Annotated in this window: 25 protein-coding genes and 1 pseudogene; 11 read left to right on the top strand and 15 right to left on the bottom strand. The window is 74.8% G+C overall.

The annotated features are described in order from the left end of the window. Nucleotides 1–82: 82 nt before the first annotated feature. A complete protein-coding gene (locus tag AB0D01_RS10205) occupies nucleotides 83–925 on the top strand; it encodes a dienelactone hydrolase family protein (RefSeq protein WP_363054654.1) in 843 nt (280 codons plus the stop codon). 60 nt (nucleotides 926–985) lie between these two features. On the opposite strand, the gene AB0D01_RS10210 is transcribed toward AB0D01_RS10205, so the two are convergent. The 6 genes from AB0D01_RS10210 to AB0D01_RS10235 all read right to left on the bottom strand — a co-directional run bounded on the left by AB0D01_RS10210 (nucleotide 986) and on the right by AB0D01_RS10235 (nucleotide 7,848). Further along, nucleotides 986–2,227, bottom strand: a complete 1,242-nt coding sequence (locus AB0D01_RS10210; RefSeq protein ID WP_363054655.1) for a VWA-like domain-containing protein — start codon at nucleotides 2,225–2,227, stop codon at nucleotides 986–988. Further along, nucleotides 2,224–3,498: a MoxR family ATPase gene (locus AB0D01_RS10215; RefSeq protein WP_363054656.1), complete on the bottom strand. Its 1,275-nt coding sequence runs from the start codon at nucleotides 3,496–3,498 to the stop codon at nucleotides 2,224–2,226. The genes AB0D01_RS10210 and AB0D01_RS10215 overlap by 4 nt, the downstream gene beginning before the upstream one ends. A gap of 76 nt (nucleotides 3,499–3,574) precedes the next feature. Continuing rightward, nucleotides 3,575–4,981 (bottom strand): hypothetical protein, encoded by a 1,407-nt coding sequence (locus AB0D01_RS10220; RefSeq protein WP_363054657.1) that lies wholly within the window; start codon nucleotides 4,979–4,981, stop codon nucleotides 3,575–3,577. A gap of 116 nt (nucleotides 4,982–5,097) precedes the next feature. Then, the gene (locus AB0D01_RS10225; protein WP_363054658.1) at nucleotides 5,098–5,904 is read right to left on the bottom strand and encodes a peptidoglycan recognition family protein; all 807 of its coding nucleotides are present in this window, start codon (nucleotides 5,902–5,904) and stop codon (nucleotides 5,098–5,100) included. Between the two features lie 223 nt (nucleotides 5,905–6,127). Further along, nucleotides 6,128–7,318: an MFS transporter gene (locus tag AB0D01_RS10230; RefSeq protein ID WP_363054659.1), complete on the bottom strand. Its 1,191-nt coding sequence runs from the start codon at nucleotides 7,316–7,318 to the stop codon at nucleotides 6,128–6,130. A 119-nt stretch (nucleotides 7,319–7,437) separates the two neighbouring features. Continuing rightward, nucleotides 7,438–7,848 carry a GNAT family N-acetyltransferase gene (locus AB0D01_RS10235; protein ID WP_363054660.1) on the bottom strand — a complete coding sequence of 137 codons (411 nt, stop codon included), beginning with the start codon at nucleotides 7,846–7,848 and terminating at the stop codon, nucleotides 7,438–7,440. Between the two features lie 198 nt (nucleotides 7,849–8,046). Between AB0D01_RS10235 and AB0D01_RS10240 the strand changes: the two genes are divergently transcribed. Together AB0D01_RS10240 and AB0D01_RS10245 are read left to right on the top strand one after the other, a co-directional pair. Then, nucleotides 8,047–9,339: a serine hydrolase domain-containing protein gene (locus AB0D01_RS10240; RefSeq protein ID WP_363054661.1), complete on the top strand. Its 1,293-nt coding sequence runs from the start codon at nucleotides 8,047–8,049 to the stop codon at nucleotides 9,337–9,339. Between the two features lie 153 nt (nucleotides 9,340–9,492). After that, the gene (locus AB0D01_RS10245; protein ID WP_363054662.1) at nucleotides 9,493–10,107 is read left to right on the top strand and encodes a hypothetical protein; all 615 of its coding nucleotides are present in this window, start codon (nucleotides 9,493–9,495) and stop codon (nucleotides 10,105–10,107) included. 113 nt (nucleotides 10,108–10,220) lie between these two features. On the opposite strand, the gene AB0D01_RS10250 is transcribed toward AB0D01_RS10245, so the two are convergent. Then, complete coding sequence (locus AB0D01_RS10250; protein WP_363054663.1) at nucleotides 10,221–10,580, bottom strand: hypothetical protein; 360 nt, start codon at nucleotides 10,578–10,580, stop codon at nucleotides 10,221–10,223. Between the two features lie 245 nt (nucleotides 10,581–10,825). On the opposite strand from AB0D01_RS10250, the gene AB0D01_RS10255 reads away from it, so the two are divergent. Both AB0D01_RS10255 and AB0D01_RS10260 read left to right on the top strand, forming a co-directional pair. Then, entirely contained in the window at nucleotides 10,826–11,062 is a 237-nt protein-coding gene (locus tag AB0D01_RS10255; protein WP_363054664.1) for a hypothetical protein, read from the top strand. Continuing rightward, the gene (locus AB0D01_RS10260; protein ID WP_363054665.1) at nucleotides 11,059–11,385 is read left to right on the top strand and encodes a type II toxin-antitoxin system PemK/MazF family toxin; all 327 of its coding nucleotides are present in this window, start codon (nucleotides 11,059–11,061) and stop codon (nucleotides 11,383–11,385) included. Before AB0D01_RS10255 ends, AB0D01_RS10260 begins: the two co-directional genes overlap by 4 nt. 7 nt (nucleotides 11,386–11,392) lie before the next feature. On the opposite strand, the gene AB0D01_RS10265 is transcribed toward AB0D01_RS10260, so the two are convergent. Both AB0D01_RS10265 and AB0D01_RS10270 read right to left on the bottom strand, forming a co-directional pair. Further along, a complete protein-coding gene (locus AB0D01_RS10265) occupies nucleotides 11,393–12,655 on the bottom strand; it encodes a pyroglutamyl peptidase (RefSeq protein WP_363054666.1) in 1,263 nt (420 codons plus the stop codon). Between the two features lie 23 nt (nucleotides 12,656–12,678). After that, complete coding sequence (locus AB0D01_RS10270) at nucleotides 12,679–13,227, bottom strand: DoxX family membrane protein (RefSeq protein ID WP_363054667.1); 549 nt, start codon at nucleotides 13,225–13,227, stop codon at nucleotides 12,679–12,681. Nucleotides 13,228–13,559: 332 nt separating this feature from the next. Between AB0D01_RS10270 and AB0D01_RS10275 the strand changes: the two genes are divergently transcribed. Further along, complete coding sequence (locus AB0D01_RS10275) at nucleotides 13,560–14,381, top strand: PP2C family protein-serine/threonine phosphatase (protein ID WP_363054668.1); 822 nt, start codon at nucleotides 13,560–13,562, stop codon at nucleotides 14,379–14,381. A 62-nt stretch (nucleotides 14,382–14,443) separates the two neighbouring features. Further along, a complete protein-coding gene (locus tag AB0D01_RS10280; protein WP_363054669.1) occupies nucleotides 14,444–15,397 on the top strand; it encodes an MASE1 domain-containing protein in 954 nt (317 codons plus the stop codon). Between the two features lie 28 nt (nucleotides 15,398–15,425). Here AB0D01_RS10280 and AB0D01_RS10285 read toward each other — a convergent pair. Beyond that, nucleotides 15,426–16,400 (bottom strand): annotated as a pseudogene (locus AB0D01_RS10285) (aldo/keto reductase). Between the two features lie 155 nt (nucleotides 16,401–16,555). Between AB0D01_RS10285 and AB0D01_RS10290 the strand changes: the two are divergent. The 3 genes from AB0D01_RS10290 to AB0D01_RS10300 all read left to right on the top strand — a co-directional run bounded on the left by AB0D01_RS10290 (nucleotide 16,556) and on the right by AB0D01_RS10300 (nucleotide 18,741). Then, complete coding sequence (locus tag AB0D01_RS10290; protein WP_363054670.1) at nucleotides 16,556–17,329, top strand: dienelactone hydrolase family protein; 774 nt, start codon at nucleotides 16,556–16,558, stop codon at nucleotides 17,327–17,329. 90 nt (nucleotides 17,330–17,419) lie between these two features. Then, nucleotides 17,420–17,878 (top strand): MarR family transcriptional regulator, encoded by a 459-nt coding sequence (locus AB0D01_RS10295; protein WP_363054671.1) that lies wholly within the window; start codon nucleotides 17,420–17,422, stop codon nucleotides 17,876–17,878. 200 nt (nucleotides 17,879–18,078) lie between these two features. Next, a complete protein-coding gene (locus AB0D01_RS10300; protein ID WP_363054672.1) occupies nucleotides 18,079–18,741 on the top strand; it encodes a hypothetical protein in 663 nt (220 codons plus the stop codon). Nucleotides 18,742–18,793: 52 nt separating this feature from the next. Here the strand turns inward: AB0D01_RS10300 and AB0D01_RS10305 are convergent, their stop codons facing one another. Genes AB0D01_RS10305 through AB0D01_RS10315 form a run of 3 tightly spaced genes read right to left on the bottom strand, consistent with a single transcriptional unit; the run spans nucleotide 18,794 to nucleotide 20,008 of the window. Further along, entirely contained in the window at nucleotides 18,794–19,360 is a 567-nt protein-coding gene (locus tag AB0D01_RS10305; RefSeq protein WP_363054673.1) for a hypothetical protein, read from the bottom strand. Beyond that, a complete protein-coding gene (locus AB0D01_RS10310) occupies nucleotides 19,357–19,728 on the bottom strand; it encodes a hypothetical protein (protein WP_363054674.1) in 372 nt (123 codons plus the stop codon). The genes AB0D01_RS10305 and AB0D01_RS10310 overlap by 4 nt, the downstream gene beginning before the upstream one ends. 52 nt (nucleotides 19,729–19,780) lie before the next feature. Beyond that, nucleotides 19,781–20,008 (bottom strand): hypothetical protein, encoded by a 228-nt coding sequence (locus AB0D01_RS10315; protein ID WP_363054675.1) that lies wholly within the window; start codon nucleotides 20,006–20,008, stop codon nucleotides 19,781–19,783. A gap of 114 nt (nucleotides 20,009–20,122) precedes the next feature. Here AB0D01_RS10315 and AB0D01_RS10320 point away from each other — a divergent pair, with 114 nt between their 5' ends. Next, nucleotides 20,123–20,707, top strand: coding sequence for a TetR family transcriptional regulator (locus tag AB0D01_RS10320; RefSeq protein WP_363054676.1), 585 nt, complete (start codon nucleotides 20,123–20,125; stop codon nucleotides 20,705–20,707). A gap of 64 nt (nucleotides 20,708–20,771) precedes the next feature. Here the strand turns inward: AB0D01_RS10320 and AB0D01_RS10325 are convergent, their stop codons facing one another. Beyond that, on the bottom strand, nucleotides 20,772–21,296 hold the full coding sequence (locus AB0D01_RS10325) for a GNAT family N-acetyltransferase (RefSeq protein WP_363054677.1): 525 nt from the start codon (nucleotides 21,294–21,296) through the stop codon (nucleotides 20,772–20,774). Between the two features lie 137 nt (nucleotides 21,297–21,433). After that, the gene (locus tag AB0D01_RS10330) at nucleotides 21,434–22,441 is read right to left on the bottom strand and encodes an MBL fold metallo-hydrolase (RefSeq protein ID WP_363054678.1); all 1,008 of its coding nucleotides are present in this window, start codon (nucleotides 22,439–22,441) and stop codon (nucleotides 21,434–21,436) included. Nucleotides 22,442–22,455 lie beyond the last annotated feature (14 nt).

Consider the following 22,455-nt stretch of genomic DNA (forward strand, 5'->3'; position numbering starts at 1 on the left):
CGGTACGGGGCGCCCGCCGTGCGGGGACGAGCGGGGTCGCCGTCCCGGCGCGGGTCCGAGTCGAGGAGTGAGGCGGACGCCCATGGCCGACCACGACCTGTCGGGCTTCGAGCACGACGCCTTCGCCCACGGGGGCGCCACGCGGGCCGTCCTGCGGCGTGGCAGCGGACCGGCGGTGATCGTGATCGCCGAGATACCGGGCATCACCCCGAAGGTGTTGGAGTTCGCGGAGCGGGTCGCCGCCGTCGGGTGCACCGCGGTCCTCCCGGTGCTGTTCGGCACGCCCGGCCGCGACCCCCACCCCGGGGCCCACGGCCTGCTGCGGGGCGGGCTCTACACCGCGGCGAGCATGTGGAACGTCTGCGTGAGCCGCGAGTTCACGGTGTTCGCGACCCGACGCGCCTCCCCCGTCGTGACCTGGCTGCGGGCGTTGGCCGCGTCCGAGCACGAGCGGTGCGGCGGGCCGGGCGTCGGGGCCGTGGGCATGTGCCTCACCGGCGGGTTCGCCCTCGCCATGGCCGTCGACGACCGGATGCTGGCGCCCGTCCTGTCGCAGCCGTCGCTCCCGCTGGGCCTGACGCGCAGCCGCCGCGCCGGCATCGACATCTCCCCCGAGGACCTCGCCACCGTACGGGGCCGGTGTGAACGCGAGGGGCTCCAGGTGCTGGGGGTGCGCTTCAGGAGCGACCGCCTCTCCCCCGGCGACCGCTTCGGGTTCCTCCGTCGGGAACTCGGCGACGCCTTCGTGGCCGTCGAGTTGGACGACGCCGACGCCAACCCGGACGCCGTGCTGCCCCCGCACTCGGTGCTGACGGAACACCTCGTCGACCGGCCGGGCGAACGCACCCGGGAGGCCCTGGACCAGGTCCTCGACCTCTTCCGCGCCCGCCTCCTCGACGGGAGGCCCGCCGGGGGAACCGTCTAGCACCGTCCCGGCGAGGTCCGTCCCGAGGAGTTCCCGCCGGAAGGGGGCAGACCGGGCCTGTCAGCCGATGTGCACCACCCGCGCCCACGACGGCGGCTCGTCCGGGACGTGGTCCGGGTCGTCCTCGTCCCACCCGTCGGATTCCCCGCGGGGGAACAGCCCGACCACCGTCCGGCAGGCCGGTCGGGTCGACGGCCAGGGCGTCTGGCCGTCGGTCAGCACGACGACGACGTCCGGGCGCGGCCGGGCCCTCAGCGCGGCGGCGAACCCCAGGCGCAGGTCCGTGCCCCCGCCGCCCACCAGCGGGATCCCCTCGGCACGACACAGCGGGTGGACGACGTGGGCCGCCGCGTCGCACGACACGACGGTGACCAGGTCACGGCGTCCGCCCACGGCCCGGCCGATCGCGGCGACCTCGAGGAGGGCGCTGCCCAGTTCCGTGTCGCAGACCGAGCCGGAGGTGTCGATGACGACGCAGACCCGGGGCGGCATGCGCCGCAGGCTCGGCAGGACGATGCCGGGCAGGGCCGTCGTACGGCGCGCGGGACGCCCGTACGTGTAGTCCGCGCCCGCGCCCGACCCGCCGGCGGCCGCGCGGATCGCCGCGCCCAGCAGGTCCCGCCAGGGCTGCGGCGGGTGGAACGCCTCCTGCGCCCACCGCTTCCACCCCTCGGGGGTGCTGCCGGGACCGCCGGTGATGCCCTGCGCCACCCGGAAGCGGACGGCGTCGCGTTCCTGCGCGGTGAGGCCGCGCGCGCCCTCGGGGCCGAGGTCCCATTCCCGCGCGAGGCCGTCGGCGCCGCTGCCGCAGTCGAGCCAGGCGATGTCCCGGGTGAGCGCGCCGAGATGGATCTCCCACAGGTACTCCTCCATCAACAGGCCCCCGGGCAGGCCCAGGGCGTCGGGGGTCAGCGCGCCCTCGGGCATGGTCAGACCGTCGCCGAAGACGTCGTCGTTGATCTCGCAGTCGGCGGCGATGTTCATCCGCAGCCGCTCGCCCGGGCCGGTGAGACCGCGTTCGCGCGCGACCCGGTCGCCCCGGCCGTGGTGGTCGCGCAGCAGGTGGGACACCTCGTGGACCCACACGCCGGCCAGTTCCTCCACCGGCGTGCGGTCGACGAAGGCGGGTGAGACGTAGCACCGCCAGTGGGCGTCGACGGCCATGGTGGGGACCCGGCGCGTCGCCACCGGGTGCAGGGCGAACAGGGCGGTCGCCAGGTAGGGCCGGACCCGCGCGGCGTGGAGGCGGGCGGCGAAGAGCTTGTCCTGGTCGAGCGCTCCGGCCGGGTCGACCGTGGTCATCGGCCTCCCCCCGGAGTGGCGGCCGCCCGGGACGCGGTGCGGGCGGCGGCCTCGTCGGCGCGCCGGGACAGACCGACGACGCCGGCGAGGCGTTCGATGGCCCGCGGGACGTCCCACTCGTCGCGGCGCAGCGCGGCGAGGGTGGTGGCGGGCACGACGACGAGGTCCGGTGCGCCGGTCTGCGCGGCCTTGACCAGGAGGGCCCACGCGGCGTCCCAGCGGGCCTTGTCCGGGCGGGCGCGTACGGCCGCGACCACCGCGTCCAGGACGGCCTGGCGCAGGTCGCCCCGTTCGGGGAGGTCGGCGGCGGCCGGGTCGGCGAGCAGCGTCTCGGGGTCGGGAAGGTCCATCCGGTCCAGGCTCGCCAGCAGTTCCAGCCCCGGGCCGTCGCCGACCACGCCCCGTACCAGCAGGGAGAGCACCTCGCGGGAGGCGTCGGCGGCGGTGGCGAAGGCGGTCAGGCGCAGGGCCATCTCCCAGGTGCGGGGCGAGGGCCAGGCGCCGCCGCGCCGGGTCTCGGTGCTCGGCAGGCGGTGGACGAGCCCGGGGCGGGCGGCGAGCAGTCCGCACACCGCGCGGCGGGCGAAGTCGACCGCCTCGGTGAGTCGTTCGGGGCGCAGGCGGGGCAGCGTGGCCCGGGGCCAGGTGCCGCCGAGGCCGCGGACGACGACCTCGTGGTCGTGCGTCCACGACAGGTGCACGAAGCGGTTGGCGAGCGGTGGGCTCAGTTCCCAGCCGTCGGCGGCCGAGCCGCGCGGATTGGCGGCGGCCACGATCCGTACGCCGGGCGGCAGTCGGAGCGCGCCGACGCGCCGTTCCAGGACGAGGCGGAGCAGGGCGGCCTGGACGGCCGGTGGGGCGGTGGACAGTTCGTCGAGGAACAGCAGCCCGCGGCCGGCGCGGACCAGGCGCACGGCCCAGTCCGGCGGGGCCATCGGGACGCCCTGCTCGGCGGGGTCGTCGCCGATGACGGGCAGGCCGGAGAAGTCGGAGGGCTCGTGGACGCTGGCGATGACGGTGGTGAGCGGCAGGTCCAGGCTCTCGGCGAGGTGGGTCAGGGCCGCGGTCTTGCCGATGCCCGGCTCGCCCCAGAGCAGGACGGGCAGGTCGGCGGCCACGGACAGGGTCAGGGCCTCCAGCTGCGGATCGGGGCGCGGCTCGGTGGTGGTGTCGGCCAGCAGGGCCAGCAGGGTGCCGGCGACGTCCAGGGAGGCCTCGGGGGCGGACGCCTCGGGCCGTGCGGTGGGGGCGGGAGGGGCGTACGGGGTCATGTTCGATCACCTGTGTGGGTTCGAGGAGGGCAGGGGGTGCCGCGGCGGGCGGCTCGGGCCGGGTCGGGTCCGACAGTCAGCGGTGGGTCGCGCGGCGCGGACGTTCCCGGTGGAGGGTGGAGCGGGCGGCGGCGCGGCTGCGCACGGGTTCGGGTCCCGGCCGGGGCCCGGGGCCGGGTCCCGGGCCCGGGCCGGCGAGTCCGGCCCGGTAGAGGCCGTGGTCGATCCGTCGGCGGGCGGCCGTCTCCAGTTCCTCGCGCAGGGCGCCGCCGCGCAGGACGGCGTCGGGGCCGAGCAGTCCCTCGACGACGGCCAGCGCGCCGCTCACGTCCCCGTGGTCCAGGCGTTCGCGGACCCCGGCGAGGCAGTCGGGACGGCGGTGCGCCTCGTCGATCGCGCGCAGGCAGGGCAGCGGCGTGCCGGTCAGCGCGACGAGCAGTTCCTCGCGCAGCAGCTCCCCGGGATCGTGGTCGAACGGCACCAGGACCCCGTCGCGCAGCCCGATGCGGTGCCGTTCGCCGCGGCAGTCCACGAAGCGGGGCGCGCCCGCCGCGTGCGGGGTCACGGGTGGTCCGGCCGGTACGTGGCCGGGTACCAGGGCCGCGGCGACCAGCGGGTGCAGTCGGTCGGGCCCGATCAGGCCGGCGCGGAGCAGCTCCGCGTCGGGCGGCACCCGCACCGCGGCCTCGGGCAGGACGGGCAGGCCCGGGGTGGGGTCGCGCGGCGCGAGGGGCGTGGTGCGCGGCACGGGCGGCCCGGTGGAGGCGTCCCCGCGCCCGAACGCGTCGAGCAGCAGGCGCCGACGGGAGTCGAGCCGTACGACGACGGGGCCGTCGGGCAGGCCTTCGGCGCGCAGCAGGATCCGCGCCTCGGCCGCCCAGCGGTCGACCGCCCGGGGCGGGGGTTCGGCGCCGCCGGCCGGGCTTGCGGTGCCGGAGCGGGTCCGCAGTTCGGCGGACCGGCTCGCGTCCCACAGGTGGCGGTGCAGGTCGAGGCGGTACCGGGGGTGGGGATGGGGGTGCGGATGGTGGCGGGGCGCGGGCTCGGTGTCGGTCCCGTCCCACAGCCCGAGGGCGATCCGTTGGCCCGCGTCCGCCCAGGCGGGAGGGGTGCGGGCGACCAGGTACAGCGGTCGGGCCCGGTCCGGCGCGGCGTCGTACCGGGCCAGGGCGAGCGTCAGGCCCGGCCGCAGGAGGCCGTCGGGGGCGATCCTGGGCAGGTGCCAGCGCAGCAGGTCGGGTGCCAGGGCGCGCAGGTCCGCCCGGATCAGGGCCGCGCGTTCGCGGCCGTGGACGCGGGCGACGGTCCGCGGGTCGAGATCGACGTCGACGCCCGCCGCGGCGCAGGCGCCCGCCCAGTCCCCGGCGTGCCGGCGGACGGTGGCGGTCTCGATCATGGCGGCGGGCACGGCGTACTCGCGTACGCGCAGCCAGAAGGAGGGGGACGAGGGGCGGGAGGCGCCGTCCGTCGGGTGAGGGTGCATCAGCACTCACCTTGTACGGACGGGACCCCCGATCTGTGAGAGGCGTTCGTGGTCATGGCGGGGAACGTACCGCGCGCCGCCGGGACCCCGCCAGGGCTTTTCGACCGTCGGGCGGTTCAGCCGCGCGGGGTCCAGCGTCCCAGTTCGCGGGTGAGGAAGTCCGGCGGGAGGTACTCCGGGGGACCGGGCCAGGGGTGCCGTTCGGTGGGTTCCTCGGCGGCCGGCCACTGCTGGACGCCGAGCCGCAGGGCGACGTCCTCGCGCAGCTTGGGCAGGAGGGCGTAGAGGCGGTCGCCGGGGCACTGGGTGCTGTTGAAGTCCCGGTGGCCGTGGATCTCCGACGGGGGGATCGCGTACGAGCCGCAGACGTGGGCGCACAGCGACACCAACGCCTCGTACTGGCGGGCCGGGGGCTCCACGCCGGTGTACGTGCCCTCGTTCTCGATGCCGACGGACACGTCGTTCTGTCCGACGCAGTGGGCGGCGCGGACCTGGCGGCGACCGGCGGACAGCTCGGCGAGGCTGTGGTGGCGGCCCTCGGTGATGAACGCGCCGCGGCTGACGGTGAAGTGCTGGCCGGTGTCGATCCAGCCCTGCATGTCCATGTGGTAGTTCTGGATCGCCCGCGCGAGGGCGAAGGCCCGCTTCTGCGAGTAGTCCTCGGTGTTGGCGGTCGCGGTGTGGTGCACGATGATCCGCCGGGGCCGCTGGGCGAGGACCACGACGTCCTCGGACGGCGGACGGGCGCCCCAGGCCGCGCAGTCGAAGATCACCGGGCCGGCGCGGCGGGCGGCGGCGTCCGCACGTGCCCCCGCGCCCCAGACGCCCGCCACCGCGAGGCCGAACGCGCCGGTGAGGAGCCCGCGGCGGGAGACGGGCGCCCGGACGAGGCCGGACTCCGGGGCCAGGGAACGAACACGCATGGGCAGGGCTCCTTCTGACGGACCGACCGTTCGACGGGGGCGCGGGGCGCGCGGCGCGCGCCGGGCGGGCGCGCGGGGCGCCGAGGGCACAACGACCAGCTGATCATCAGGCAACGCCCCTCGGGGCGGCGCTGCGCCGAGCGCGGCCGGCGATCACCCCGACGGCGCAGTCGCGACGGCCCCGGTTCACCCGGCCGGTGCACTCGGCCGGTGGGGCGCCGGTTCACTCCCCCGCGGGGACCGGGCGGCGCAGGAGGTAGCCGGCGGCGATCGTCACCAGGGCGGCCATGCACGCGATGAACACGAGTCCGGCGCCTTCGAGCCCGAGCGGGTCGGAGAGGACTCCGACCCCGATCACCGGCACCGAGATGCCGGTGTAGGCGACCACGAACAGGGCCGAGATCACCCCCGCGCGGTGGTCGGGCGGGGAGGCCGCGGCCACCGCCGCGAGCGCGCCGCGGAAGGCGAGGCCCTGGCCGATGCCGCCGACCAGCGCGCTCGCCGCCACCAGCACCAGGAGCTCCGCGTACAGGGCGCCCGCGAGGAGGGCGAGCCCCGCGAGGAGCAGGGCGCAGCCCAGGGGCAGCGAGCGGCGCACCCCGATCCGGTCGACGACGAGCTGGCCCGCCGTGGAGGCGAAGAAGGCCAGGGCCACGATCGATCCGCTCACGGCGTGGTCGGTGACGTGGAGGGACTGCGCGAGGAAGGCCGGGCTGACCGAGGTGAACACCCCGAACAGGGCGAACCCGACGAACGCGGCGATCGCGGCGGGGGCGAACACGGCCCGTACCCGTTGCGGCAGGTCGGGGCGGCGCGGCCGTACGGCGCCGAGGGAGCGGCGCTCGCGCACGGTCTCCGGCAGGCGCAGCAGGACCAGAGCCGAGGCGGCCACCAGGGCGAGGTGCACGACGAACGGCAGGTACAGCGGGGCGGGCGCGTACTGCGCGAGGAGGCCCGCGAGCAGGGGGCCGCAGCCGAGGCCGCCCATGTTGGCGGCCGTGGCCACGAAGGTGGCCCGGGAGGCGCCGCCGGCCGGCGCGAGTTCCATGACGTAGGCGGTGGCGGCCCCGGTGAACAGCCCGGCGGACAGGCCGGACAGCAGCCGGCCCGCGTACAGCGCGGCGAGGTCGTCCGCGGCGAGGAAGCAGCCGGCCGAGGCGGCGGCGAAGCCGAGTCCGCACAGCAGGACGGGGCGGCGTCCGAGGGTGTCGGAGGCGTTGCCGGCGAGGAGCAGCGCCGCGATGACCCCGAAGGCGTACACGGCGTAGACGACGGTCACGACCAGTTCGGAGAAGTCGAACTTCTGCTGGTAGAGGCCGTAGAGGGGGGTGGGGAGCGTGGTGCCGGCCATGCACACGGCGAACACGGACCCGGCGAGCACGCACTGCCGCCACCCTCGGCGATCACCGTCCATGCCCCGACCCTAGACCGCCGGGAGCCGGGCTCCCGGGATGGCGCGGCCGGGGCGGCGGGCGGCGGGCGGCGGGCGGCGGGCGGCGGCCGAGGGAGGCGGCCCGGGAGCCGGGCGGCGGGTCAGGCTTCTTCGAGGGCTTCCAGCGTCCAGGCCGATTCGTGGCGGCTGAAGCCGACGCGGGGGTAGTAGCCGGTGGCGGCCGGGGCGGCGAGGAGGATCAGGGCGGCCTGCGGGGCGGCCTCGCGCGTGGCGCGGATCAGGTCGCGGCCCACGCCCCGGCCCTGGAACTCCGCGTCGACGGCGAGGTCGCTCAGGTAGGTGGCGTAGGAGCCGTCGGTGAGGGAGCGGGCGATGCCGATGAGCCGGCCGCCGGCGCGGGCGGTGATGACGAGGTTGGCCCCGGCCAACATCCGCGCGAACCGCGCCTCGTCGTCGATCGGCCTGCGCTCGCCGAGGGTCGACGCCCGGTAGAGGTCGATGACCTCCCGGACGTCGAGGCCCGCTCCGACGACGTGTTCACACTTCCACATGGGTGGGCTCCTCGGCCGAGCCCGCGGAATGGTCGACTCCGGGGCAGAGGGGGACATCGGGGGACGGGTGGTGACGCACCCTCACATGATCTTACGTAAGCTCTCGGTCGAACCGGTCTTCGCCGTCGACGGTCTCCGCGACCGATCCTCGGCGTGCCCGGTATCCGGTACCGCATCAAGTGAGTCGAGGAACCCCCCATGATCGCGTCTTTGAACCGCCGCCTCGCCGTGACCATCGCCCTGTCGGCCGTGATGGCGGGCGTCGTCCCCGCCGGCGCCGCCGTGGCCGCTCCGCTCGCCCCGTCCACCCCGGCCTCCGCCCCGACCGACGGCTCCGCGTCCGGCCTCCCGGCGCCGGACCTCGAAGGCCTGGTCAAGGCCCTGGAGAACGCGCGCGCCGCCGGTGCGCCGGGGGCGATGGCCCGCATCAGCGGCCGTGACGGCGTCTGGAACAAGACGGTGGGCGTGCGCGACACGACCACCGGCGCCGCCATGGACACCCGGGCGCGCTTCCGGATCGGCAGCGTCACCAAGACCTTCTCCAGCGTCGTGCTGCTCCAGTTGGTGGCGGAGAAGAAGATCGACCTGGACACCTCGGTCAACCACTACCTGCCGGGGCTGCTGCCGGACGACCGGATCACGGTGCGTCACCTGCTGACCCACCGCAGCGGCCTGGCCGACTACACGAACGCGATGTTCAACGACACCGTTCCCGGCTTCGAGGCCGTCCGCAACAAGGTGTTCACCTACGACGAGCTGCTGAAGCTCTCGCTCGCCGAGCCCCGCACGACCGAACCGGGCGTCTCCTACCAGTACTCGAACGCCAACTTCGTGGTCGTCGGCATGCTCATCGAGAAGGCCTCGGGCCGCCCGGTGGCCAAGGAGTACGAGCGCCGCATCATCAAGCCCCTGAAGCTCCGCGACACCTCCTACGTGCACCCCGACACGAAGATCAGGGGGCTGAACGTCCAGGGGTACCTGACGCCCGACCAGGCCGGTCTCCCGCTGGTCGACTCCACCGAACAGACGGTGTCCTGGGCGCAGTCGGCCGGTGCGATGATCTCCAGCGCGGCCGATCTCAACACCTTCACCTCCGCGCTGGTGACCGGGAAGCTGCTGGCCGCGCCGCAGCTGGACGCGATGCTGACGATGACCCCGACCGACGCGACGAACACCCGCTTCTACGGGCTGGGTCTGCGCCGCTACGACCTGTCGTGCGGGACCTCCGTCTACGGCCACACGGGCACGGTGCAGGGCTTCTACACGTACGCGTTCTCCACCCGTGACGGCAAGCGCAGCCTCGCCGCCCTGGCGAACACCTCGAACCGCGGCGTGGCCAACACCGCGCTCGGCGGCACCCTGGAGGCGGCGTTCTGCGGCAAGAAGCCCGAGCCGAAGGCTCCGGCCGCCGCCAACGCGCGCGGCTTCGCGCTGACCCCGGCCGCGCCGGCGCCGGCCGAGGTCGACCTGCCGGAGCGCAACGCGCGCTGACCCGGTGCGGAGGCCGGCATCACGGGCAACGGGCCCGGGGCGTCGGCCTCCTGTGGTGCGTGAGGCGTGTGTTCAGCATGCGGATCTCGTTACCACCACCGGACATCCGTTCATATGATGTTCCTTCATTTCCGGATTCATGTGGGGGGACCGATGAACACCGCAGAAGGCAACAGAACCGCGTACGACCACCGGCCGCGCCGGCGGCGCGGTCGTCGCAGCACGAGCGCCCTGGTCCGGGGCCTGATCACCGTCGCGGTGGCCGCCGCGGCCGTCGCCTGCGGCCCGACGGAGGGCGGCGGCGCCGCGCTGTCGGCCGCGTCGGGCCTCCCCTCGGCGAGCCCGACGACGCCGCCCCCGCCGACCGGCTTCCCCGGCACGACGCCGAGTCCGGGGCCGACCACGGACCCGACCTCCGTGCCCACGGCGCCGCCGACCGCGCCCCCGACCTCCGGTCCGACGGCCTCGCCGACCCGGCTCCCGTCGATGCCGCCGACGGCCGCCCCGACCGACGGCACGGGCCCGAAGCCGACCGTCGCCCCGACCCGGCCGGCGACCACGCCCGCGCCCCAGCCCACCACGAAGTCCCCCAGCCGGCCGCCGACCGAGGCCGGCACCGCCGACTGCGAGATCGTCTCCAACGCCGGGAACTGCTACAACGCGGGCCAGTTCTGCCGCAAGGCCGACGTCGGCCGCTCCACCCACGCCGCCAACGGCCGCCTGATCCACTGCCGTCAGGACGGCGGCCAGGCCCGCTGGGGCTACTAGGTCGTCACCGGCCTCCGCCTCGCGCGCGATGCGCGACGCGGGGGCCGGGACCCGGTAACGGCAGGGCGCCGCGCCCCCTTCGGGGACGCGGCGCCCTGTCGTGCACGCGGGTGTCAGCAGGTCTGGTAACCGATGCCGAAGTCGCTGATGTTGCCGCCCGCGTAGGAGTTGAAGTCGATCCGCTTGCCCTTCGGACCGACGCGCGGGCCGTGGCTCTCGCCACCGCCGTGGTGGTAGGCGATGACGTACGGGCACCGGCCGTCGGCCTTGTCGTCCTGGATCCAGCCGTTGAAGTTGCGGCCGTCACAGGTCTGCGCCCAGCCGTGCCCCTCGCTGCGGCTGACGCTGCGGCTGATGCAGTTCTGCGAGCCTTCCTCGCCGGTGGTGCCCGTGGTGCCGGCCGAGGCCGGCAGCGCGGTGGCCAACGCGATGGCGGCGGAAGCCAGGGCCGTGGCGACCAAACGCTTCTTCATGCTTCGGGTTCTCCCTTGTTTCCGGTCACGTACAGGTGGGTCCCAGGTACGCAGGTCCGTACCTGACAGGGAGATGTCTACGGCAGCGGCGGGCCCGCCGGGGCTGTCAAGGGGGCCCGTGACCTGGGACTGTCTCGTTCCCCGGGGGTCAACGGCCAGGCGGCCGGCCTTGTGCGGAAGGCGGGTAAGGATCAATGACCTGATTAGCACCGGACAGCTGCACCGTGCATCAGTACCGTTCTCCCGTGCCTTCCCTCAACGTCACGTTCGCCGAGCACGAGCTCGCCCTCCTTCGCGAAGCGGCCGCCACGGCCGGGCAGTCATTGGCCCGGTTCGTCCGCGCGGCCGCCCTCGCCGAGGCCTGGGAGCACCATCTGACGGCCGCCTACCAGGACATGCACCGCAACCTGTCCGGGCAGAGCACGCCGCTCGCGGAGCGGGCCACCTATCTGGCGGTCGTCGCCCAGGAGGGAACCCTGTGACGGAGTTCCGCCGGGGCGACGTGCTCGCCATCGGGGACGAGGGGCGCGGCGGGCTGTGGGTGGTGGTGTCGAACGACACCCGCAACGCCCTGCTCGACACGGTCGTCGTCGCGCAGATCGGCACCGGCTCGGACGCGTGGCCGACGTCGGTGCCCTTCGAGGCCGCCGACGAGGCCCTCGTGGAGGGCGTCGGCGGGCACGTACTGGTGGACTTCCTGACCACCGTCCGGCCCGCCGCGCACTACGTGGAGGCGATGCCGATGCGGCTGAGCCCCGCCGCGCTGGAGGCGGTCGGCGAGGCGCTGCGCCTCGCGCTGCCCTGAGGGCCGGTCAGCGGGAGTGGCGCAGTACCTCCAGCACCTGGGCCGTGATGGCCTTCTCGTTGCGCTCGAAGTCGGGTCCGGTCAGCGCGGCCGGGTCGGCGGGCAGGCCCGTGAGCACGGGGGTGTGCAGATGGCCTCCCGGCAGGTCCGGGCGCAGCTCCAGGCGCAGGCGGTTGGAGCGGTAGGCGACCTCGTTGGAGAGGTAGCCGCCGCCCCCGCCCGCCACGGCGCGCGATCCCGGGGTGGGGCCGTCCTCGCGGGTCACGGGACCCGATCCGCCGGCCGGTATCTCGGTGACGACGGTGTTGAGGCGGACCGGGTAGGGGCTCTGGACGGCGGTCATGGCGTCCGCGGGCAGGGTGGTGCGCAGGAACTCGGCGCCGGGGCCCATGCCGGGCGCGGTGACGGGGTGGTCGGTCGTGCCGCCGGAGAGGGAGCCCGTGTTGTCGGGGTAGGGGTCCGCCGAGCGGGCGCGGCCGGCCCAGGCCTCCAGGGTGAACAGGCCGGGGTAGCCCTGACTGATGCTGGTGATCATGTGTGCGGCGCGGGGGCCGGGGGCCAGGCGGGGGCCGTAGGCGCGCTCGACGATGCCGGCGTCGAAGTCGGCGTAGCGCACGGGCAGGACGACGGCCCGGATCTCGGCCGGGGTGCCGTCGGCGAGCGTGACGCGGCGTCCGTTGAGCTGGAGGGCCGCCGAACCGGAGGGGTTGGCCCGGCGCAGTTCGGCGTCCAGCCCGAAGGGGTCGAAGCCGCTGACGAAGATCCGGCGGACGCCGGGGGTGCCGCGGAAGGCGTTGGAGGTGAGCCCTCGGGAGGAGTCCTCGAAGCGGGAGCGCAGGGCTTGGCGGTCGACGGGGAAGGACGGCTGCCAGCGGTCGAGGTCGACGGTCATGGCGAGCCGGGCCCAGTACAGGGGGCGGTCGTCGCCGGCGGGGAGGTCACCGCCGGGCCGGCGTCCCTGGGCCCGGTTCACGGCGGCCTGCCACAGGGCCTCGCCCCAGGTGTCGAGGAGCCGTTCGGCGCCGACGGGGTCGCGGACGGTGCACAGGGCCGCGGGGAAGCCCCGTACGAAGCCGTCGAGCGCGGCCCGCTGCGGGAGGGCGGCGGTGCGCGGGTCCCGGAGGCGGGCGCGCTCCGGGTCCGTGGCGGCGTGGGTGTCGGCCGCGGCGCGGCAGGCGGGGGCCTGGTCCGCGTGGGCGGTGGTGGGCGGGAGGAGGGCGGAGACGCCGATGAGGGCGGCGGCGAGGGCCGCGCGACGTAAGAGCATCATGCAATGTGACATTACATAGAACATCAGTTCCTGTCAGTCGGCTTACCCTCCTCCTCTTCCTCCCGCGGCCGCTGCTCGACGGCGCGCCCGGCCACGACCGCGTAGGCGGCGACGGCCGTGGCCGCGAAGGCAAGGGCCACCGTCCACGGCTGGTCGTAACGGTGTTCGGTGCCGTGGTCGACGGAGTAGCGGCCCGCACCGGCGAGACCGACGGCCGCCGCCGTGAAACCGAGGAAGGCCGGGTACTCGTAGCCGCCCGCCTGCGCGAAGAAGCCGGCCGGAGCGTGGACCGCGACGGCCCCCGCCATGGCCCCGGCCGCCGCCGCGCCCGCGACCGGAGTCGCGAGCCCCAGCACCAGCAGCGCCCCGCCGCCCGCCTCCCCCAGGCCCGCGGCCAGCGCCGCCGGTCGACCCGGCTTGAAGCCCATGTGTTCCATGGCGGCGGCCGTCCCCTCCAGACCCCCGCCCCCGAACCACCCGAAGAGCTTCTGCGTCCCGTGGGCGATCAGCACGGCGCCGGTGCCGGCCCGCAGGGCCAGCAGGGCGAGGTCACGTCGGTTGATGCGGCTCATCGGAGTCTCCCGGTGGGTGGGGCGGCCGGCCTGGAAGCGGTACGGGGATCCGTAACCGTTCCCGGCCCCCGCGCCCCGGCGCGGGGCGACAGGTCCGCCGTTCGGGCCGCACCCGGCCCAAGGGGCACAGGCCGCCCCGCCCCCGCCCACCCGCCCGTCCGACGTATCCGCTGGTGGGGGCCGCACCCGCGCGGGCAGGCGTACTACAGCGCCCCGAAATATGATGAGCGCGGGCCTCTCGCGCCGCGAAGGGCGAACGAGCGGGGACACATGGACGCAACGCGCAGTGGCCTTCGGAGCGGAGCGCGCGAAGGCCCGCCCGGGAGCGGTCCGTGACGCCCCGCCGCCCCTCCCGGCCGGGCAGCGCCGATCTGCTCACCATGCTCGGGGAGCTCACCGCCCGGGCCCGCGAGGGAGCCGAGTTCCAGCAGGCGCGGGTGGAACTGGCCGAGGCCCTCCAGCGGGAACTGTTGCCGGCTGGCCTGCCCGTGGTCCCCGGACTGCGCAGCGCCGCCCGCTACTCCCCCGCCCGCCAGGGGCTGGAGATCGGCGGCGACTGGTACGACGGCTTCCGGGTGCCGCCGCACACCGTGGCCTTCTCCATCGGCGACGTCCAGGGGCACGACGTGGCGGCGACCGCGTTCATGGGACAGGTCCGCGTCTGTCTGCGGGCGGTGGCCTCCGTGGTCGACGACCCCGGCGAGGTGCTCGGTCGGGCGAACGAGGTGCTCCTCGCGATGGACTGCGAGCTGTTCGCCACGTGCACCCTGCTCCACGTCGACCCGCGCACGGGAGAACTGGTGAGCGCCCGGGCCGGTCACGTCCCCACCGTCTGGGCCACGGTCGACGGCCGGTACGGCATCGCCGAGGACACCGGCGGCCCGCCCCTCGGCACCCTGCCCGAGGCCTCGTACGCGGTGACGCGCCGCCGGCTGACCAGCGCCGGGTCGATCGTGCTGCTCACGGACGGGGTCGTCGAGGGCCCCTCCTTCCCCATCGACGTGGGCCTCGAACGGGTGTCGCGCATCGTCCGGGAGGCGGCGGGCGCCGATCCGGACGAGCTGGCCGCCGAGGTGATGAAGGTGGCCGATTCCACCGGGCACGCGGACGACGCCGCCGTCCTCGTCATCGGCCACGAGGCGATGGGGGCCTGAGGGAGCCCGGGGCGCCCGCGCGTGTCACGTCCTCGCGGACGGCCGCCCTGTTGTCTGATGCTGTGGTGCGCACCCTGGAAGGGCGAGGCCCGTACCGGACCCTCTTACGGATCCTGGCCGTCGCCGTCCTCTACTACGTCGGCGGGCGCCTCGGGCTGCTCCAGCAGGTGGTCCTCGACGGCGCGGTGGTCACCCCGCTGTGGCCGCCGACCGGGATCGCCCTCGTGTGCCTGCTGCGCTTCGGCGCCGGCATCTGGCCGGGGATCGCCCTGGGCACGTACCTGGCGATCGAGCGGATCAGCACCTTCCAGGCCGCCGACCTCATCATCGTCGCGGGCAACGTACTGGCGCCGCTGTGCGCGTACGCCCTGCTGCGCCGGGTGGGGTTCCGCCCTCAGCTGGACCGGCTGCGCGACGGCCTGGCCCTGGTGTTCCTGGGCGGGCCGGCCCCGATGCTGATCAGCGCGACCACCGGGGCACTGACGCTGCTGCTCACGGGCAATCTGACGGGGGCGCGGTTCTGGCCCGCCTGGGGCGCCTGGTGGGCGGGCGACACGATGGGGGTGCTGCTCGTCGCCCCGCTGCTGCTGGCCCTGCGCCGGCCCCGGCTGCCGGTGGACCCGTACCGGGCGGCCGAGGCGGTGGCGCTGCTGGTCACGGCCGGCGCCGTGACGGTGGTGACCACGCACAGCTCCCTGTCGCTGTTGTTCCTCGTCTTCCCGCTGCTGATCTGGGCGGCGGTGCGCTTCCAGTCGGCCGGCAGCGCGCCGTGCGCGCTGCTGGTGTCCGTGCTCGCCATCTCGGCGGCGACGGACCGCGACGGCCCCTTCGCGCGGCACACCCTCTTCGAGGTGATGATCAATCTCCAGGCCCTCAACGGGGCGGCGGCGCTGACCGGGCTGCTGCTGTCCGCGATGGTCACGGAGCAGAACCACATCCGTCAGAGGATCGAGCAGGTCTGCGAGGACCTGGCCGAGGTGGTGGCCCGGCTCTCCCCCGACGGACGCGGGCGCTGACGGGCCGCGGCCCCCTCGGCCGTGCCCGTCAGGGCAGACGGCGTCCGCGCGCCGCCTGCCACAGGCGGTACCACTCCTCGTGGGTGAGGTCCGGCTCGCGCAGGACCGCGTCCCGGCAGGCGCGGACGCGCGCGGGGTGGGAGGTGCCGATGACGGGCGCGATCCGGGCGGGGTGGCGCATGAGCCACCACAGCAGGACGGTCTCGGGCGTGGTGTCCTTGCTCCGCGCGAGCTCGACGAGCAGTGCGGCGGTGGCCTGTTCGGCGGGGGTCTCCTGGAGGCCCGTGTAGCGGCCCTTGGCGAGCGCGCCCCAGGCCTGGAGGCGGATGCCGTGGTCCACGCAGTGTTCGAGGGTCCCGAAAGGGAAACCGTTGGCCGCGCCGGACGGGGTGTTGAGCAGCACGCCCGCCTCGACCCAGTCGCGGCTGCGCAGGCTCATCTCCAGCTGGTTGGCCACCAGTGGCACGTCGAGGCGGGCCTGGAGGTGGGCGATCTGCGCGGCGCCCGCGTTGGAGACGCCGAAGTGCCGTACGAGGCCCTAGCGGTGCAGGGACATCAGCGCGGCGGCGACCGAATCGGGGTCGGCGAGGGGGTCGGGTCGGTGCAGGAGGAGCACGTCGATCACGTCGGTGCGCAGGCGCGTGAGGCTCTCCTCGACGCGGCGGACGATGTGCTCGGGGCGCAGGTCGTACATCTGGGGGTGGTCGGGGCCGGCCAGTCGGATGCCGCACTTGGTCTGGAGGGTGATGCGCTCGCGCAGTCCGGGCGTACGGGCGAGCACCTCGCCGAAGACGGCCTCGGACTTGCCGTGCCGGTAGATGTCGGCGTGGTCGAAGGCCCCGATGCCGATGTCGAGGGCCGCGTGGACGGCCTGTTCGGCGGCGTCGATGTCGTGGGGGGCGTACGGTTCCGGGCCCCAGGTGCCGCCCAGGCCCATGCAGCCGTACAGCAGCCGGTCGCCGCTGGTGTCGTCGGCCCGGCCGGCGTGCTCGTTCGTGTTCATGTCAGTCGCCACGGGCCCACCTTAGAGGGGCGCGCCCCGGGGGTGCGGCCATCCTGATCGCGCCGGCGGATCGCGCTGCCGGGCCGGGCCCGCACGGTTGCGCCGGCGGCGGAACACCGACCGGACCGGGCCGACGCTCCGTACAGTCCGATCCCATGACGACGACAACGACGATGACGGCGACGACGACAACGGCGATGACGACGCGTACGGTCGAGTACCGGGCCGACGGTTTGACGATGATCGGACATCTCGCGCTCCCGGCCGGTGTCGACCGCCGGCCCGCGGTGCTGCTCGGACCGGAGGGGACGGGGCTCAGCGACGTCGAGCGCCGCCGGGCCGACGCCCTCGCCGAACTGGGTTATGTGGCCCTGGCCTTCGACCTCCACGGCGGGGGGCGCTATCTGGCCGACCCCGAGGAGATGCTTGCCCGCTGCCTGCCGCTGCTCGCCGATCCCGACCGGATGCGGGGCATCGGCCACGCGGCGCTCGACGTGTTGCGCGCCGAGCCGCGCACCGACCCCGACCGGATCGCCGCGATCGGCTACGGCACCGGGGGCGCCATCGGGCTGGAACTCGGTCGCGACGGCGTCGACCTGCGCGCGATCGGCACGCTCAACGCGGTGACCACGGGCCGACCGGGCGAGGCGGCGCGCATCGGCTGCCCGGTGTGGGCCGGGGTCGGGTCGCTGGACCCGATCATGACGCCCGCGCAGCGGGAGGCGTTCACCGCCGAGATGGAGGCCGCCGGTGTCGACTGGCGCCTCACCGTCTACGGCGGCGCCCTGCACGCCTTCCACCACCCGCCGGTCGACCACCCCACGGTCCCCGGCGTCGGCCACCACCCCCGGCACGCGCGGCGCGCCTGGCTCGACGTCGTCGACCTGCTCGCCGAATGCCTGCCCCTGGCCGGTGACCCGGGGGCATGATCCGGGCCGGGACACCCTCACCCGCTTGCTTCATAACTCCTTGACTCCTCAAGCTTCAGTCCTGATACTTGAGGAGTCAAGGAGGTTGCGATGAGTGACGCGCTGGACGTATCCCTGCGCTTGGTGAAGGCCCAGACCACCCTGGTCAGGCGGTTCGACTCCCGTTTGGGGTCCCTGTACGGGGTGAGCCTGGCGGATTTCATGACCCTGCTGCACCTGGGGCGCGCGGAAGGGGGCCGGATGCGACGGGTCGACCTCGCGCAGGCCCTCGGCCTGACCGCCTCGGGCGTCACCCGGGGCCTGGGGCCGCTGGAACGGATCGGGCTGGTCGTACGGGAGACGGACGCGCGTGACGCCCGCGTGGCGTACGCGGCGCTGACGGACGTCGGGCGCGAGCGGCTGCGCGACTGCCTCAAGGCGGCCGACCAGGTCGCCGCCGAGGTCTTCGGCGCGCCCGAGTGGACCGCCGAGGAGGTCGCGGCCCTGGGTGGGCTCCTCACCCGGCTCGGCGGCACGGGCCTGCCCGAGGACCACACCGCCGACGCCTGACGGGCGGGCGGGCGGAAGCACGGTCGGGGCCCCCGGTGCGTCAACCCGGGGGCCCCGACCGGCGCGTGAAACGGCCGATCAGGGGTCACTCGTCCGCCATTCGGGGGACGACGCCCCTTCCGCCCCGCGCCCCGTTCCTAGGATGTGGCAGCCGCCCGCCTTCCGGCCGCGGCATCACACGCGCACGGACGGGGACTTGGATGATGAAGCGGTGGGGCGTACTGGTCGCGGCCGGGGTACTGGCGCTGGGGCCGGCGACCACGGGCGCCGCCCAGGCCGGTACGGGGCCCGCGTCCTGCCCGACGGCGGAGATCTTCGCCACCGACAACACCGCGATCATCACCGACCCCGAGGACCCCCGACTGGACCGGGACCTGCGGCACTTCGCGCGGGAGGTGCGCGGGGTGATCCGCGCGCACGGCGCGCGGCCGGGCGCCTCGACCCTGCTGGACGGCGTGTTCTGGTCGGACGAACTGCACCGGACGACCTACGAGCGCTCGCGCGAGTTCGACGTGGACCGGGTCGGCCGCGAAGGCCTGCACGACATCGCCGAGGTCGTGCGCAAGACGTACGACCAGGAGTCGGTACTGACCTTCCGGTGCCTGCCGCGCTCGGCGCCCGACACCGACGCGGTCGAGATCCGGGCCGACGGGGTCAGCGCGACCCGACTGCACGAGGCGCTGGCCGCGGACCCCGAGGCCCGCGAACGCCTCGGCGGCGGCTCGGTGACCCTCGACGGCCGGCTCCTGCTCATCGCCCCGCTGTCCGACCTGCCGTTCGCCCGCACCTTCACCACGGGGCTCGGAGTCGACTGGAACGAGGCCGAGATCCACTACGGGGACCAGGAGTTCGTGGCCCGCTGACGAGCCCGGACACGAGTAACCGCCCGCCGCCCCGAGGCGGCGGGCGGCCTCCTCACGGGCGCGGGCGCTTGAAGTAGTGCCAGGGGAAGGAACCGGGCCCCACGCGCGTCCACCCCTCGGCGGTCAGCCGGCGGCGCTGTCCGACGAGCGCCCGGCGGTGTTCCCAGACCTGGTCGGAGGCCTCCACGACCAGGCGCAGCGGGCCGTAGTCGACCAGGTGCCAGCCGGCGCGCCCCGCCTCTTCGAGGGCGGCCATCTCGGTGAAGGCCGTCACCGGGGTGACGACCCGTCGCTCCGGACCGTCTGCCGACTCCGCCGCGGCCGCGTCCCGCGGCTGCTTGACCGCGAACCGCTGCTGGGCGGCCTGCCGACTCACCCCGAGGACCCCGCCGACCGCGTCCCAGCTGTGGCCGGCCGCCCGCGCCCCCTGGATGGCCTCGCGCAGCAGCCGGCTCGATTCCTCGGCTCCGACGCGGGCGGCGGCCACCAGCCGCAGGTAGCCCTCGGGGTCGTGCTCCAGCGAATCGGCGAGCCCGGCGGGAGATCCCAGGACGGCGCTCGCGATCGACTCGCGGATCCCGTCGGCCTCCTCGGGGCTCAGCAGCTCCCCGCCGGTCACCTTCCGCCGCCGGCGGCAGCGGAGGAAGACGTGGAGGAAGAGGAAGAGGAAGAGGCGGTGGGGCCCAGCGGTTCCAGCGCGTCGAGCAGCTCCTCGTCACGTCGGGACTCCGCGCTCCGCGCGGCGTCCGTCCCCTCCTCGCCCGGGCGGCCGTCGGACCACTCGGCGCGGACGGAGGCCGTCAGGGCGCCCATGGCGGCGAAGAGGACGATGTCCGCGGCGACCAGGGCGGCGGTCACGCCCACCCCGAGGTCGTCCCCGAGCGTCAGGGCGACGCTGATGAGGCTGACGGCGATGGCGAGGAAGCCGAACACCAGCCTGATCGCCTTGGCGGAGGACTCGGACGCGGACTTCGAAGAGAGGTTCATGGCGTCAAGATTTCCTTGACATGATCTTCTTGTCAAGGGTTTCTTGACGCCGCTATCGGGAGCGGGCGGCGAGGGCCGCGTTCACCTTCATCAGCGCCGGCACCACCAGGTACACCACGACCGGAATGGCTATCACCGTCAGGACCAGGGTCTGCACGGGCAGCGGAACGTCCCCCAGCAGCGGGCGCAGCAGGGCCAGGGCGAGGGTGATCGTCGGGTAGACGGCCAGCCAGGTGATCAGCGCGCGACGGTGGATGGACGGCGCGGCGGGTGCGGGCACGGCAACTCCCTTGGGCGGGCGGCTGGATCCTGATTTCCAACCAACTGGTTGGAGTCTTGCACAGCGGGCGGCGCAAATCCAACCGGAAGGTTGGGAATAACGTAGGATGGCCGCATGGCCTGGGACACCGCACGCACGAAACAACTCCTCCTCGACGCGGCCGTCGAGGAGTTCGCCGAATTCGGGCCGGAGGGTGCGCGCGTCGCCCGGGTGGCCACCCGGGCCGGCGTCAACAAGGAGCGGATCTACCAGTACTTCGGCAACAAGAAGAAGCTGTTCGCCTCGGTGCTGGAGAGCGAGATGGCCAAGCTCGCCGTCTCCGTGCCCCTCACCGCCGAGCAGGCCACAGACCTGGGCGAGTACGCGGGCCGGGCGTACGACTACCACCTGAGCCATCCGCACTTCCTGCGGCTGCTGGCGTGGGAGGGGTTGATGTGCCAGGACCGGGTCGTCGCCGAGTACGAGCGCACCGACCACTACGAGCAGAAGGTCGCCGCCATCTCCGAGGCGCAGCGCGCGGGCGCCCTCACCTCGGAGGTGCCGGCCGCGCAGCTCATGCAGACGGTGATCGCGCTCACCAGCAGCTGGTTCACGCTGCCGCAGATCGCCCGCATGCTGGTGCCCGAGGGGCCCGAGGGCGCGGCGGACGTACGGCGCGAGGCCCTGGTGACGCTCGCCCGACGGCTCACCCGGGCCTGAGCCCGCCTCGGCGGCGGGGGGACCCGGGCCGGGGCGATCGCCCCGCAGGGGCGTCCGCCGTCGGTCAGAGGTCGATCCAGTAGCGCCGCTTGGTGCCGATCAGCGTCTCCCGCACGTCCTCCAGGACACCGCCGTTGCGCTCGATGGTGCGCGCCGAGGCCTCGTTGTCGGGGTCGCACGTGAGCAGGACCCGGTCCATGCCCAGCAGGCGCGCCTCGTACAGGGCCTCCCCCAGCGCCCGGGTGGCGACGCCGCGCCCGCGCGCCGAGGGGCGGACGCTGTAGCCGATGTGGCCGCCCGCGTCGAGGAGGAAGGCGTTCAGGTAGTGCCGCAGGTCGATGGCGCCCAGGTAGGTGTCCCCGTCGGCGATCCACCAGTACGTGGCGTGCACGCGCCCCTGCTCCACCGGCACGCCGCGGTCCCCGTACGCGCGCAGCCGCGCGACCCAGGCCGCGAAGCCCTCGGCGCTGCGCACGTCGTCGTCGAAGCCGACGCCCGACCCGTCCAGGTGCGCGTCGGCCCCCCACTCCTCACGGGCGGCGAGCCAGGACGAGTGCAGTCGTGTCGTGGGGGCGATCAGCGCGGACATGCCGTGGACGGTAACAGTCGGATGATCGGACATCGCAATCCGCGCGCCCGCGACCCGGGCCTCGACGGCATCGACGAATCGACGAATCGACGGCATCGACCGCATCGACGGCGGGGACGTCGGCGGCGCGGACGGACTCAGGGGCGGGTCGCGGGGCCGGCCCACCGGGCGGGGGCGAATCCGTCGCCGTCGGCCCGGACCTCCAGCGCTCCGGCTCCGCCGAAGTGCGCGGGCAGGACGAGTTCGCCCTCGGCCGCCGCCCGGGTGAGGATCGCGCGGCGCGTGGCGACCGCCTGCCCGGGGTCCATGCAGAAGCAGCTGTTGTGGGTGGGGTCGAGGACCTGGACCGGGCTGTGGAGGAGGTCTCCGACGAACACGGCCCGTTCGCCGCCGGAGTCGAGGCGCAGCACGCTCGAACCGGGCGTGTGTCCGGGGGCGGATTCCAGGGTGAGGTGTTCGGCGATGCGGTGGCGGCCCTCCCACAGGTCCACCAGCCCCGCCCGGTGCAGGGGCGCGACGCTGTCCTCGTAGATCAGCCGGTCGTCGACGCGCACGCCCCCGCCGTAGTCGCCGCGGGGGCCGAAGTGGAGGTCGTCGGCGGCCGGGACCAGGTAGCGGGCGCGGGGGAAGGTGGGGACCCACGCGCCGTCCCGGTCCATGGTGTTCCAGCCGACGTGGTCGGCGTGCAGGTGGGTGTTGACGACGACGTCCACGTCCCCCGGGCGGACGCCCGCCCGCGCCAGGGCGCCGAGGAAGTCGCTCTCCCGGTGGTGGAAGTGGGGCTCCCCGGGCCTTTCGCGGCCGGCGCCGACACCGGTGTCGATCAGGACGGTGAGGCCGGCGCCGCGCACCACCCAGCTCTGGAGGGCCATGACGGCCAGGTCGCCCTCGGGCTGCCAGTGGCGCGGGGCGAGCCAGTCCTCGTTGTCCCGCCACAGCCGCTCCGGGGAGTCGGGGACCAGGCCCCGGGCGGGCGCGAAGGGGCCCTGCCATTCGAGGACCCGGATGATCTCCACCTCGCCGAGGCGGAGGTTCCCGCCGCCCTCCCCGGCCTCCCCGACCTCCGTGGCCTCCGTGGCCCGCTTCGTCGTGCTGTCCGTGGCGCCGTCCGTCGCGCCGTGGTCCGTGTCCGTGTTCCGCGTCATGGCTCGACCCTAGG

It is taken from the genome of Streptomyces sp. NPDC048606 (genome assembly GCF_040650855.1).
GTDB lineage: Bacteria > Actinomycetota > Actinomycetes > Streptomycetales > Streptomycetaceae > Streptomyces.